Consider the following 13,096-nt stretch of genomic DNA (forward strand, 5'->3'; position numbering starts at 1 on the left):
TAAAATAGAAGAATAAAAGTGAGCACCAAATGCAGCTTTACCTTTACGTAAACTTCACTTATATTGGTGTTAAAAATTTGTAGTAGATAAGACTAAAAGACAATGACAGAGCAAAGCCCAACGGCCAGCGAGCAAACGTTCTCTATCAGTGAGCTTGCCAAGGAGTTTGATATAACCACCCGCAGTATTCGTTTTTACGAAGACCAAGGGCTTATTACTCCGAGACGAAATGGCCAAACCAGAATCTATTCTAAACGCGATAAAGTGCGCTTGAAGCTGATCCTTCGCGGTAAACGCTTAGGTTTCACCCTAGCAGAAACGGGTCGATTGTTCGAACTTTATGACGCAGACAAATCCAGTGCCAAGCAGCTTGTCACTATGCTCGATCTTATCGAAGAAAAGAAAGCACACCTCAATCAGCAAATGGACGACATTAAAGTCGTGCTAATGGAACTCGTTACGGCTGAGAAACGCTGCCGTGAAACCCTCTCACATTTACAACAGGATTAATCACCATGAGTACAATTTCGCTTTATAAAGAACTCAACTTCGGCCTCGGGGAAACAGCCGATATGATCCGCTCCCACGTAAACTCATTCGCCAGCGCCGAAATTGCGCCGCTCGCAGAACAAACCGACGAGAAAAACATGTTCCCCAATGAGCTGTGGCCTAAATTTGGTGAGATGGGGCTACTAGGCATGACGGTAGATGAGCAATATGGTGGTGCCGGCTTAGGCTATCTCGAACATGTTATTGCGATGGAAGAAGTAAGCCGTGCCAGCGCCTCAATTGGCTTAAGCTATGGCGCACACTCTAACCTTTGCGTTAACCAAATCTTCCGTAACGGTAACGAGCAGCAAAAAGAAAAATATCTGCCTAAACTGGTCAGTGGCGAGCACATCGGTGCATTGGCGATGAGTGAACCTGGTGCCGGTTCAGATGTGGTGTCTATGCGCTTAAAAGCGGAGAAAAAAGGCGACCACTACATTCTAAACGGCAACAAGATGTGGATCACTAATGGTCCTGACGCTCACACCTTTGTAATTTATGCCAAAACCGATGCCAGCGCCGGCCCGAAAGGGATCACCGCGTTTATCGTCGAGCGTGACACTCCTGGATTTAGCCAAGCGCAAAAGCTCGATAAATTGGGGATGCGTGGCTCAAACACCTGTGAACTAGTGTTTGAGGATTGCGCCGTGCCCGAAGAGAACATTCTCGGCAACCTTAATGAGGGCGTCAAAGTACTCATGAGTGGCCTCGATTATGAGCGCGTAGTACTCGCTGGCGGACCCCTGGGTATTATGCAAGCGTGTATGGATGTGGTCGTTCCTTATATTCATGAGCGTAAACAGTTCGACAGCCCGATTGGTAACTTCCAACTTATTCAGGGCAAAATTGCCGATATGTATACGCAAATGAATGCCGCACGCTCCTATGTTTACACCGTTGCCCAAGCGTGCGACAGAGGCGAAACCACCCGTAAAGATGCCGCTGGCGTTATCTTATACGCGGCTGAGCTAGCAACAAAAATGGCCTTAGACGCGATTCAGATTTTGGGCGGCAATGGCTACATAAACGAATACCCAACTGGGCGTCTGCTGCGTGATGCCAAGCTGTATGAAATTGGTGCTGGCACCTCAGAAATTCGCCGTATGCTGATTGGCCGCGAGCTATTCACTGAAAGCCGCTAAGGTGCGTTATGACGATTTTATCTTCTGCTATTAATCCTAAAGACCCGCAGTTTCTCACTAACGACGAGTCGATGCGCTCATTGGTTCAAGACCTTCATGAGCGCGCTGCTACTATTCGTGGCGGCGGCGGTCCAAAATACGTGGAGCGCCACCAAAGTCGAGGCAAGTTATTTGTTCGTGACCGTATTGAACATTTGCTCGATGAGGGCTCGCCGTTTTTGGAAATCGGCCAGTTCGCCGCCCACGGCGTGTATGAGCAAGACATTCCCTGCGCCGGTGTGGTTGCCGGAATAGGTCGAGTGCAAGGCGTGGAGTGCATGATTGTCGGTAACGATGCCACTGTTAAAGGCGGCACCTACTTCCCGCTGACGGTGAAAAAGCACCTGCGCGCTCAAGAAATTGCCGAGCGTTGCCACCTACCTTGCATTTATCTAGTCGACTCCGGCGGCGCTAACCTGCCAGAGCAAGACGAAGTGTTTCCCGATAAACTGCACTTTGGCCGTATCTTCTTCAATCAGGCGCGCATGTCGGCAAAAGGGATCCCGCAAATCGCCGTGGTCATGGGTCTGTGTACCGCCGGTGGTGCCTATGTTCCCGCCATGGCTGATGAAAGTATTATTGTCAAAGAGCAAGGCACTATTTTCCTTGCCGGCCCACCTTTGGTTAAAGCGGCTACCGGGGAAGAAGTGAGCGCCGAAGACTTAGGCGGTGCCGATGTGCATTGTAAAACCTCCGGTGTGGCTGACCATTATGCTGACAATGACGAGCACGCCCTGTCGATTGCGCGCCAATGTATTGCCCGCACCAATCATGTACGCCCAGTCGCGCCGGTATTAAAAGAGATTAAGGCACCACGCTACGATATCCACGAGCTCTACGGCATTGTCGGCACCGACTTGAAAAAGAGCTTTGATGTGCGCGAGGTGATTGCGCGCGTCGTCGACGACTCTTCTTTTGATGAATTTAAGCGCTACTTTGGCGAGACCCTAGTGACCGGCTTTGCCGAAATTTACGGCCACCCAGTGGGCATTGTTGCTAACAACGGCGTGTTGTTTAGCGAGTCTGCGCAAAAAGGCGCGCATTTTATTCAGCTGTGTGCCAAACGTAATATCCCACTGGTGTTTTTGCAGAATATCACCGGCTTTATGGTCGGGCAGAAATACGAGGCCGAGGGCATCGCCAAGCATGGCGCGAAAATGGTGACCGCCGTCAGTTGTGCCGAGGTGCCTAAGTTTACCATTCTTATTGGTGGCTCGTATGGCGCTGGTAACTACGGCATGTGTGGCCGCGCCTATGAGCCGACCATGATGTGGATGTGGCCCAACGCCCGTATTTCGGTGATGGGCGGTGAGCAGGCCGCAGGGGTATTAGCGCAAGTGAAGCAAGACGGTCTAGCGCGCAAAGGCGAGTCCATGAGCGATGAACAGCTAGATGAATTTAAAAAGCCCATCATTGAGCAGTATGAGCGCCAAGGGCACCCCTACTACGCCAGTGCAAGGCTTTGGGACGACGGCATCATAGACCCCGCCGACACCCGCTCGGTACTCGGTTTGGCACTTGAGGCCACCACCAACGCGCCAGCGAAAGAATCCGAGTTTGGCATATTTAGGATGTAAGGAGGCGCTATGTCTGTCACATTAACAATAACTAAAAGTCGCATCGCCATCTTAACCTTGGCCCGTGTTGAAAAACACAACGCCTTTGACGATGTGCTTATCAACGAAATGATCCGCTGTATCGAGCATGCCAGCACCTTAGATGTACGCGCTTTGGTACTCAAAAGTGAAGGCAAGCACTTCTCCGCTGGGGCCGATTTAAACTGGATGAAATCCATGAAGGATAATAGCTTCGAGGATAACGTAGCTGACTCCATGGAGCTCGCACGCTTGATGCAGGTGCTGTATGAGTGTCCCCTGCCCACGGTGTGTTTAGTGCAAGGGGCCGCTTTTGGCGGCGCGCTGGGGCTCATTGCCTGTTGCGACATTGCCCTCGCCGATAGCAGCGCCAAGTTCTGCCTGTCAGAAGTCAAACTGGGGCTTATTCCTGCCGTGATCAGTCCTTACGTGATCAACGCCATGGGCGAGCGCAATGCGCGACGTTATTTCCTCACCGCAGAGGTATTTAACGCCGAGCAAGCACAAACGCTCGGGCTGATCCACGAGCTCAGTGACGATCTGGACGCCAGCGCCGAGCAACTGCTCAGTAAATTAGCCGATAATGGCCCGCAAGCAGTCAAAGCAGCGAAGCGCCTAATTGCCGAGGTGGCTCATCAGCCCATCGATGATTCTTTACGCCAACTGACCGCCGAGCGTATCGCCGCGATCCGCGTCAGCGACGAGGGCCAAACTGGGCTTACGGCGTTTTTTGAAAAGCAAGCTCCAGCCTGGCAACAACAAGGATAAGCTATGTTAAAACGAATTTTAATCGCCAATCGCGGTGAAATCGCCTGCCGCATTATCCGCAGTGCTAAGGCCATGGGGCTGCACACCATCGCCGTCTATTCCGACGCCGATGCCAATGCACAACACGTTAAATTAGCCGATAGTGCCTTTCATATTGGTCCGGCGCCAAGCAAATCATCCTATTTAGATATTGAGACCTTGTTTCGCGTTGCCAAGCAGGCGGCGGCCGACTGCATTCACCCCGGTTACGGCTTCCTATCTGAAAACGAAGCCTTTGCCGAGCGCTGCGAGCGCGAAGGCCTGACGTTTATTGGCCCCAGTGCCAAAAGCATCGAAGCCATGGGCTCTAAAACCCGCGCCAAAGAAATTATGGCAGCGGCTAATGTGCCACTGGTTCCCGGTTATTATGGCGACCAACAAGACACCGAGTTTTTACGCCAAGAGGCGGATAAAATCGGTTACCCCGTACTTATTAAGGCGGCCTATGGCGGCGGCGGTAAAGGCATGCGCGTAGTGCGCGACAAGGCCGACTTCGTCGAGCACCTTGAGGGCGCAAAACGCGAGGCAGCCAGCAGTTTTGGCAATGATCTGGTGCTCATTGAGCGCTATGTGGACACCCCACGTCACGTTGAAGTGCAAGTGTTTGCCGATAAGTCGGGAAATTGCATCTACCTTGGCGATCGCGACTGCTCTTTGCAGCGCCGTCACCAAAAAGTGATTGAAGAAGCGCCCGCCCCCGGACTCAGTGATGCCTTACGCACCGCCATGGGTGAAGCCGCTGTGCGCTGCGCGCAGGCCATTGATTATGTCGGCGCCGGTACGGTGGAGTTTTTACTCTGTGGTGAAGAGTTCTTCTTTATGGAGATGAACACCCGACTGCAGGTTGAGCACCCGGTCACGGAGATGGTCACCGGGGTTGATTTAGTGAAATGGCAAATTGCCATTGCTTCAGGGCAGCCTTTGCCATTAACGCAAGAGCGGGTACGCATTAGCGGGCACAGCTTTGAAGCACGCATTTACGCCGAAGACCCGGCGCAGCAATTCATGCCCAGTAGCGGCACTCTCACCCATGTGCAATTTCCACCAGCCAGCGCACAGGTACGTATTGATACCGGGGTGACCAGTGGCGATGAGATAAGCCCATTTTACGACCCCATGGTAGCCAAACTTATTGTTACCAGCGATAACCGTGAGCAGGCCTTAGCGCTTTTGGCTGATGCCCTAAAACAAACTCATATTGCCGGGGTAAAAGCGAATATTGGCTTTTTATTGGCGCTGACTCAAGCCGAGCCGTTGCAACAAGGCACCATGGATACCCACTTTATCGACAGTCACAGCGACGCATTGACCGTTGAGCCCCAAGCCGATGCCCATACATTGGCGATGGCCGCTTGGGTGTATTTCTGCCAATTAAATACCCAGCAATCGAGCGCCTCACCGTGGCAACGTTTAGCGGGCTTTAAACTCAACTCAGTCAATGAAGTTGCCGTGCCGCTTATTGGTCACGATGTGGTTATGCATGTGGCCACCACCGGGATGTCGGTGGATATTGATGGTCAGCGCTATAACATTAATGGCGAACGCCATGGCAACCACTATGTAGTGGTGGTCGATGGCCAGCGCTTTAGCGCCGATGCCACCGTTGATAGCGAGCATTTGTGTGTCATGCGTGACGCCCAGCAATTCCAATTCGAGCTGGCATCGAAGCACTACATTGGCGCTGAGCAAAGTGCCAACGACGCCCTTGCCGCGCCAATGAATGGCACAGTGGTCAAACACCTGCAAACGCTTGGCGCTGAGGTCTCTCAAGGCGATGCCATCGTGGTCATGGAAGCCATGAAAATGGAATATACGCTTAATGCCCCTCATGATGGCGTGCTAAGCAGTTACTGCTATGGCGAGGGTGAGCTCGTTAGTCATGGCGCGTTACTTGCCGTGGTCGAGGAGCACAGCTAATGGCCATGCCTAATCAAGTGCGCATCGTCGAAGTTGGGGCCCGCGATGGCCTGCAAAACGAAACCAGTGTGCCCTTGGCTGCCAAGGTCGCGCTGATAAATGGTTTGTGCGACGCTGGGCTTAAACATATTGAGGGCGGCGCCTTTGTTTCACCGAAGTGGGTGCCACAAATGGCCGACTCCAGCGCGGTATTTGCCGCTATTGAGCGCCCCGATGAAGTATTATTCAGCGCCCTGACCCCCAACCTAAAAGGAGCTGAGCTTGCACTGCAAGCCGGGGTGGGCGAATTTGCTATTTTTACTGCGGCCAGTGAAGCCTTTACCAACAAAAACATTAATTGCAGCATTGATGAGAGCATAGAGCGCTTTCGCCCGGTGGTGGCATTGGCTCAGGCTAACGGCATCAAGGTGCGCGGCTATGTAAGCTGTGTGCTGGGGTGCCCATATCAAGGCGAAGTCAGCGCCCAAAAGGTGCTCGAGGTCAGCCAGCAGCTGCTCGATTTAGGCTGTTACGAAGTCAGCCTTGGCGACACCATTGGTGTGGGCACTGCCAACCAAGTAGAAAGCCTGCTGAGCGTGCTATTGCAAGATATTAGCGCTGACAAGCTGGCGGTACACTTTCATGATACTTACGGCCAAGCCATCAGTAACATCTACACGGCGCTCAAAATGGGGATTGCCACCATTGACAGTGCCGTGGCGGGACTCGGTGGTTGCCCCTACGCCAAAGGCGCGTCAGGAAATGTTGCCACCGAAGATGTGGTTTATCTATTACAAAAGCTTGGCATCAACCCAGGTATTGATTTACAAAGATTGGCACAGACAGGCGCAGCAATATGCCGCGCCCTTGATAAACAACCACAAAGCAAGGTCGCAAACGCCGTTCTTGCCCACTGTGACCAATAACAACAACGAAGGAGTGCGTAGACATGTCCGGTTTTGACAAAGTAGTCACCAGTTACGCCGATGCAATGGCGGGAATTAAAGACGGTGACACCGTGATCGCAGGCGGCTTTGGCCTGTGCGGGATCCCAGAAGGCCTCATTAGTGAAATTAAACGCCTAGGGGTGAAAGACCTCACCGTGGTTTCTAATAACTGTGGCGTGGATGACTTCGGCCTTGGTGTGCTACTCGAAGATAAACAAATTAAAAAAATCATGGCGTCTTACGTCGGTGAAAACGCCCTATTCGAAAGACAAATGCTGGATGGCGAATTAGAAGTTGAGCTCACCCCACAAGGCACCTTGGCTGAGAAGATGCGCGCCGGCGGTGCCGGTATTCCAGCCTTTTACACCGCCACTGGCTACGGCACACCAGTCGCCGAAGGCAAAGAAGTGAAAGAATTTAATGGTCGCCCCTATATTCTCGAAGAATCAGTCACCGGTGAGTTTGCCATTGTTAAGGCGTGGAAAGCCGACCGCTACGGCAACTTGGTTTTTCGCCATACGGCCATGAACTTCAACCCCATGGCCGCAACGGCGGGTAAAATTACCGTTGCTGAGGTGGAAGAGATTGTCGAGCCGGGCGAGTTGGAGCCCAGCCAAATCCATACCCCAGGGATTTACGTTAATCGCGTTATCAAAGGCGATTTTGAAAAACGTATTGAACGTGTTACCACACGCACTGCCTAAGGAGTACTGAGCATGTCATTAAACCGCGAACAAATCGCCCAACGTGTGGCGCAAGAGCTCGAAGACGGATATTACGTTAACCTAGGTATTGGTATTCCCACGCTGGTGGCCAACTATGTACCGCACGGCATTGAGGTAATGTTGCAATCAGAAAACGGGTTATTGGGTATGGGTCCCTACCCCAGCGAAGATGAGCTCGATGCTGATATGATCAATGCGGGTAAAGAAACCGTTACAGCAGCCACAGGTGCAGCCATATTTAATAGCGCCGATAGCTTTGCCATGATCCGTGGTGGTCATGTAGACTTGACGGTACTCGGTGCATTTGAAGTGGATCAGCAAGGCAACATCGCCTCGTGGATGATCCCCAAGAAATTAATCAAAGGCATGGGCGGCGCCATGGATCTCGTGGCGGGGGCGAAAAACATTATCGTCACCATGACCCATGCAAGTAAGCACGGTGATTCGAAGTTGCTAGAGCAATGTACACTGCCGCTAACCGGCGTGAATTGCGTTAAAAAGATAGTGACTGACCTCGCAGTGCTAGAAGTCAAAGACGGCGCGTTCCATTTGCTAGAGCGTGCACCCGGTGTTAGTGTTGATGAAATAATCAGCAAAACCGCAGGGAAACTCATCGTTGAAGGCGATGTTCCCGAGATGCGCTTTGACTAACGGGACACCCCGTTAATGTACCATCCTCATTCCCAGTGCTAGTTGGCACTGTGTTACCCAAAACCCCTCATTTGAGGGGTTTTTTTTATACTTTAAATAACTAAACATATTTTCTTACATTTGTAACTCTCCAGTGCTCGCATCGATGATGCCGCTGGTTACAAAATCATGCTAAGTTACTACTGGACTCATAAATAGAATAACAAGGACTACCATGAATAAGATGTCTTTAAGCGCGATTAGTGTCGCCGTGATGTTATCCCTCAGCGGCTGCGCAAGCACTGCGTCGCAAACGAATACCTCCGCAACCCAACAGGCGGAACAAACTGCAGCGCCAGCGCTGCCATTCGTTAATATCGATTATCAAACGTTCACCCTGGACAATGGTCTAACCGTGGTCGTACACACCGACCGTAAAGCGCCAATTGTGGCGGTGAACGTTTGGTATGACGTAGGCGCTAAAAACGAACAGGTGGGTAAAACCGGTTTTGCGCACTTGTTTGAGCATTTAATGTTTAATGGCACCGAAAACTACGACGACGAGTATTTCGGACCATTCGAGCGCGCGGGTGCCACCGAGCAAAATGGTACCACTAACTCAGATAGAACCAATTATTTCCAAAACGTGCCGACCCCTGCCCTCGATATGGCATTGTGGATGGAGTCTGACCGTATGGGCCACTTGCTAGGCGCCATCACTCAAGACAAGCTCGATGAACAACGCGGCGTAGTACAAAATGAAAAACGCCAAGGTGAAGCTCAGCCTTATGGCACCATGTGGAACAATGTGTGGAAATACACTTTCCCACAAGGCCACCCTTATTCATGGTCAGTCATCGGCTCAATGGAAGACTTAAATGCGGCATCGTTAGACGATGTGCATCAGTGGTTTAAAGACTATTACGGCCCCAATAACGCAGTGTTAGTGCTAGCCGGTGATATTGATGTTGAGACTGCGAAGAAAAAGGCCAACAAATACTTTGGCGATATTAAACCGGGTAAACCGGTAGCCAAACTGGAAAAATGGATAGCCAAGCGTGATGAGCAATCGCGCATGGTGATCAAAGACCGGGTACCTGCTTCGCGTATAGTGAAGGTGTGGAACACCGCTGAAAAAGGCACCACCGATGGCGAGTATTTAAACCTGCTAAGTGACGTGTTAGCCGGTGGTAAGAATTCGCGTTTGTATCAACGCTTGGTGTACGATGAGCAATTAGCATCTAACGTATTTAGCTTTAACTACCTGCGCACCTTAGCGGGTCAGCTGATCATTGGTGTTGATGCCCTTGATAAGTCAAATATTGAAAAAATCGAAGCCATCATCGATGAAGAAATTGCTAACATCATTGCTAAGGGCCCAACCACTGATGAACTTAACCGTATTAAGTTCTCTAACGCCGCTGAGTGGGTAAAACAAGTAGAAGGCGTGGGCGGCTTTGGCGGTAAATCTGATGTACTTGCCTCCGGTGCCGTGTATCACAACGACCCAGGCTACTATAAACGCGCGTTTGAAATTACCAGCAACGCCACAACCAGCGATGTACAAGGCGCCGCCGAGCGCTGGCTAAGCAGTGGCGACTTTGTGTTGACCGTGCACCCATTTGCCGAGCTTAGCGCCAACGAACAAGGCGTTGATCGTTCCACTGGAGTACCGGGTGCAGGTGACGTCCCGAGTCTTGACTTGCCCGAGGTGAATACGTTTACCCTAAGTAATGGCCTTGAAGTGGTGTTATCTCAGCGCAGCGACACACCGGTGATTAATATGCGCTTAGATATATCTGCCGGTACCGCCAGTGACGATAATAACAAGCCAGGCGTGGCCAATTTCACCGCCAATATGCTTGATGAGGGCGCCGGTGAGTTATCGGCCTTGGCCCTTGCTGAAGAGCTCGAAAAACTTGGCGCATCTATCGACACCAGTGCAAGCCTTGATAAGACCTCGCTGTCGATGTCGGCCATGGCTATTAACTGGCAACAAAGCTTAGCGCTGTTTTCTGAAGTACTGCAAAACCCCAGCTTTAATGACAGCGACATTGAGCGCGTGCGCACACTCATTTTGCAGCAAATCAAGCAAGAAAAGGCACGGCCTATGAGCAATGCCCTACGCGTATTACCGCCCCTGCTCTACGGCGCCAGCCACCCTTACGGTAAACCGCTGACCGGTACCGGTAACGAAGAATCAGTAGCGGCAATTAGCCGTGATGATTTGCTCGCCTACACCGAGAAATGGATGCGCCCTGATCTTGCGCGCTTAGTGGTTGTCGGCGATATTGACCAAGCGCAATTGAAGCAAAGCCTTGAACAAGCCTTAGCAAGCTGGCAGGCACCACAACAAGCGGCGCCTAGTTTAGATATTCCGACGGTGGACAACGCCGAGCAAGCGCGGGTCTTTGTACTTGATAAACCAGACTCGCCGCAGTCATTGATTATTTCTGGGTTGCTGGGACCAGATGCCAACGACACTGACGCCCAGCAAGAAGTGACCTTGGATATGATGAACACCATCATCGGCGGCAGTTTCACCTCACGTATGAATATGAATTTACGTGAAGACAAGGGGTGGTCTTACGGTGCTCGGACTATTTTAATGGATACCGACGCACAAAGTACGTTCTTTGTGTTTGCCCCAGTGCAAACCGATAAGACCAAAGAGTCAATGCAGGAAATTCTGAAAGAGCTTAACGGCTATATTGGCGAGCAACCAGCTACCCAGGAAGAGCTGGACAAAGTGGTTGCCAATAAAATCGCGAAACTGCCAGGTCGCTATGAGAAGAAACGTTCTCTGCTTAATGCCTTGGCTGATGCCTACGACAATGGCCGCGACGTAAGCTATTTAGAAAAGTACCCGCAGCTAGTGGAACAGCCAGATACGCAGGCTATCGCTAAGCAGGCACAGTCACTTATTAAGCCCAAACAGCTTACATGGGTGATTGTTGGCGATGTTGCTAAAATCAAAGAGCAAATCGAAAGCTTGAACCTAGGTGAAGTCACTTACTTAGATTAAACCTAAGGTAATATACTAAGCCCCAACTTGTTTGGGGCTTTTTAGTGTGCAAAGGCACTCGCAAAATCCCGTCCCAGCCTTTATCATTGGCGCTATTGTCAATCTCAGTAGTTAAATAGTATGTCTCTTCCTCCTTGCCCAAAATGTGATTCACAATACGTGTATCAAGACCAAAACCAATTGATTTGCCCTGAATGCGCCTATGAATGGGACCCCAATCAAATCGAAGAAGAAGCGATCACGGCCAAAGACGCCAACGGCACGGAATTAAATGAAGGCGACAAGGTGACCCTTGCCAAGGACTTGAAAGTAAAAGGCAGCTCAATGGTAATGAAAATCGGCACCAAAGCCGTGATCCGCCGCATTCAAGACAGTAAAGACCATGAGCTCGACTGTAAGGTCGATGGCGCAGGTGAAATGATGGTCACCGCTAAGTTTGTGAAAAAAGCCTAACCGCGCTTTATACCCGCCTTGCTGCCTGCTGTGCTAAGCCACTAGCAGGTGGTAAGCTCACTGCCCCGCTTCGCCTTTAATACTGTGGTCAAAAATTCACAGTAGCCGTATTTTAAATCAGGTTTCTATGGACAGAGAATATAAAAAGCGCATTGAGAGAGTAATCCAATACATTGAAACTCATTTAACGGAAAAAATTTCCCTTGCTGATGTGGCAAAGGTTAGCCATTTCTCGCCTTATCACTTTCATCGTATTTTTACCGGGGTTATCGGTGAAACCGTCAACGATTACATCGCTCGGCGAAGACTTGAGCGAGCTGCGAATTTATTAATCTTTAAAGACCAGTTAACAGTCACCCAAATAGCCTTAGCCTGTGGTTTTTCATCAAGTGCCAACTTCGCAAAAGCCGTTAAGCTTCACTTTGGCTTCACGCCATCACAAATACGAAACCCAGAGAAAGTTAAAAATAGCAAGATTGGAAAAATCTTTAGCAAATATGGAAAAGATTTCCATCCTCGCGATTTATATCCTGCACACATCACAAATGAAGTGATGATTAAAACTAAATCAAAGGATATAAATATGAATGTTGAGATCAAAGACCTTGATACCCAGCGCGTATGTACTTTAGTCTCACAACGAGGCTATGAGCCTGAGTCTATATATAACGCATGGGATAAAATAATTGAATGGGCAACGAATAATGGCATAAAAGCGGACGAACAACAGCGCTTTGCCTTCGCGTTTGATAACCCAACAGTCACTCCCGAGGATAAGTGCCGCTACAGCGCCTCGATAGTGGTTGGCGAAAACGTGAGTATAAAGCCGCCATTTTCGCCATCTGAAATTCCAAAAGGTAAGTATGCCGTCGTCTATTTTAAGGGCAGCCCAGAGGAAACGATTCAGGCCCAGCTAGGTATTTATTCTGACTGGCTGCCTAATAGCGGATTTGAACCCGACAACTTTCCAATGTTGGAGCGTTATCTGAATGATGCAAGAGTTGATGGCTACGTAGAAATGGAAATCTACGTTAAATTGAAAGACCTGTAGGAAAACAAAGTAGCTGCTGGCAGGAAGTTGCCAAGCTCAAAAAGCTAAGCAATGTCTCTGCTGGCAGCTTCGCGGATAAAAATGATGAAATATTATTTGAAGTCTAGCTTTCTCTGTTTGCTGTTAATTCTTAGCCTTTCAATGTGGGGTTATTACATATTACTGGGTAACTTAGGTGACCCTCGTGTTGCTGACTCAAGCCTAGATGGTGAGGAGATGTACGTATGGGAAGTGCTA

11 protein-coding genes are annotated in these 13,096 nt (G+C 50.2%); all 11 read left to right on the forward strand.

Annotated features, from left to right (window positions below; genetic code table 11):
- Positions 1 to 102 precede the first annotated feature (102 nt).
- The 11 genes from MHM94_RS04755 to MHM94_RS04805 all read left to right on the forward strand — a co-directional run bounded on the left by MHM94_RS04755 (position 103) and on the right by MHM94_RS04805 (position 12,859).
- Positions 103 to 510 (forward strand): MerR family DNA-binding transcriptional regulator, encoded by a 408-nt coding sequence (locus MHM94_RS04755; protein ID WP_045978805.1) that lies wholly within the window; start codon positions 103 to 105, stop codon positions 508 to 510.
- Positions 511 to 515: 5 nt separating this feature from the next.
- Positions 516 to 1,691: an isovaleryl-CoA dehydrogenase gene (locus MHM94_RS04760; protein WP_022944556.1), complete on the forward strand. Its 1,176-nt coding sequence runs from the start codon at positions 516 to 518 to the stop codon at positions 1,689 to 1,691.
- An 8-nt stretch (positions 1,692 to 1,699) separates the two neighbouring features.
- A complete protein-coding gene (locus MHM94_RS04765) occupies positions 1,700 to 3,307 on the forward strand; it encodes a carboxyl transferase domain-containing protein (protein WP_235419019.1) in 1,608 nt (535 codons plus the stop codon).
- Positions 3,308 to 3,316: 9 nt separating this feature from the next.
- Positions 3,317 to 4,093, forward strand: a complete 777-nt coding sequence (locus tag MHM94_RS04770; protein ID WP_053911614.1) for an enoyl-CoA hydratase-related protein — start codon at positions 3,317 to 3,319, stop codon at positions 4,091 to 4,093.
- A 3-nt stretch (positions 4,094 to 4,096) separates the two neighbouring features.
- Positions 4,097 to 6,049, forward strand: a complete 1,953-nt coding sequence (locus MHM94_RS04775; protein ID WP_235419018.1) for an acetyl-CoA carboxylase biotin carboxylase subunit — start codon at positions 4,097 to 4,099, stop codon at positions 6,047 to 6,049.
- Positions 6,049 to 6,954, forward strand: a complete 906-nt coding sequence (locus MHM94_RS04780; RefSeq protein ID WP_138547293.1) for a hydroxymethylglutaryl-CoA lyase — start codon at positions 6,049 to 6,051, stop codon at positions 6,952 to 6,954. The genes MHM94_RS04775 and MHM94_RS04780 overlap by 1 nt, the downstream gene beginning before the upstream one ends.
- Positions 6,955 to 6,977: 23 nt before the next feature.
- Entirely contained in the window at positions 6,978 to 7,679 is a 702-nt protein-coding gene (locus tag MHM94_RS04785) for a CoA transferase subunit A (RefSeq protein WP_045978811.1), read from the forward strand.
- Positions 7,680 to 7,691: 12 nt separating this feature from the next.
- Complete coding sequence (locus MHM94_RS04790; protein ID WP_045978812.1) at positions 7,692 to 8,351, forward strand: CoA transferase subunit B; 660 nt, start codon at positions 7,692 to 7,694, stop codon at positions 8,349 to 8,351.
- 214 nt (positions 8,352 to 8,565) lie between these two features.
- A complete protein-coding gene (locus MHM94_RS04795) occupies positions 8,566 to 11,355 on the forward strand; it encodes a pitrilysin family protein (protein WP_235419017.1) in 2,790 nt (929 codons plus the stop codon).
- 120 nt (positions 11,356 to 11,475) lie between these two features.
- Positions 11,476 to 11,808, forward strand: a complete 333-nt coding sequence (locus MHM94_RS04800) for a zinc ribbon domain-containing protein YjdM (RefSeq protein ID WP_235419016.1) — start codon at positions 11,476 to 11,478, stop codon at positions 11,806 to 11,808.
- A gap of 127 nt (positions 11,809 to 11,935) precedes the next feature.
- Positions 11,936 to 12,859, forward strand: a complete 924-nt coding sequence (locus MHM94_RS04805; protein WP_045978815.1) for a GyrI-like domain-containing protein — start codon at positions 11,936 to 11,938, stop codon at positions 12,857 to 12,859.
- Positions 12,860 to 13,096: the final 237 nt, after the last annotated feature.

Source organism: Pseudoalteromonas sp. CNAT2-18.1 (assembly GCF_022347865.1).
Classification (GTDB): domain Bacteria; phylum Pseudomonadota; class Gammaproteobacteria; order Enterobacterales; family Alteromonadaceae; genus Pseudoalteromonas; species Pseudoalteromonas ruthenica.

Bases quoted from the DNA above. Each gene is read 5' to 3' on its own strand.
- MHM94_RS04755 (WP_045978805.1), top strand. From the start codon at position 103: ATGACAGAGCAAAGCCCAACGGCCAGCGAGCAAACGTTCTCTATCAGT.
- MHM94_RS04760 (WP_022944556.1), top strand. From the start codon at position 516: ATGAGTACAATTTCGCTTTATAAAGAACTCAACTTCGGCCTCGGGGAA.
- MHM94_RS04765 (WP_235419019.1), top strand. From the start codon at position 1,700: ATGACGATTTTATCTTCTGCTATTAATCCTAAAGACCCGCAGTTTCTC.
- MHM94_RS04770 (WP_053911614.1), top strand. From the start codon at position 3,317: ATGTCTGTCACATTAACAATAACTAAAAGTCGCATCGCCATCTTAACC.
- MHM94_RS04775 (WP_235419018.1), top strand. From the start codon at position 4,097: ATGTTAAAACGAATTTTAATCGCCAATCGCGGTGAAATCGCCTGCCGC.
- MHM94_RS04780 (WP_138547293.1), top strand. From the start codon at position 6,049: ATGGCCATGCCTAATCAAGTGCGCATCGTCGAAGTTGGGGCCCGCGAT.
- MHM94_RS04785 (WP_045978811.1), top strand. From the start codon at position 6,978: ATGTCCGGTTTTGACAAAGTAGTCACCAGTTACGCCGATGCAATGGCG.
- MHM94_RS04790 (WP_045978812.1), top strand. From the start codon at position 7,692: ATGTCATTAAACCGCGAACAAATCGCCCAACGTGTGGCGCAAGAGCTC.
- MHM94_RS04795 (WP_235419017.1), top strand. From the start codon at position 8,566: ATGAATAAGATGTCTTTAAGCGCGATTAGTGTCGCCGTGATGTTATCC.
- MHM94_RS04800 (WP_235419016.1), top strand. From the start codon at position 11,476: ATGTCTCTTCCTCCTTGCCCAAAATGTGATTCACAATACGTGTATCAA.
- MHM94_RS04805 (WP_045978815.1), top strand. From the start codon at position 11,936: ATGGACAGAGAATATAAAAAGCGCATTGAGAGAGTAATCCAATACATT.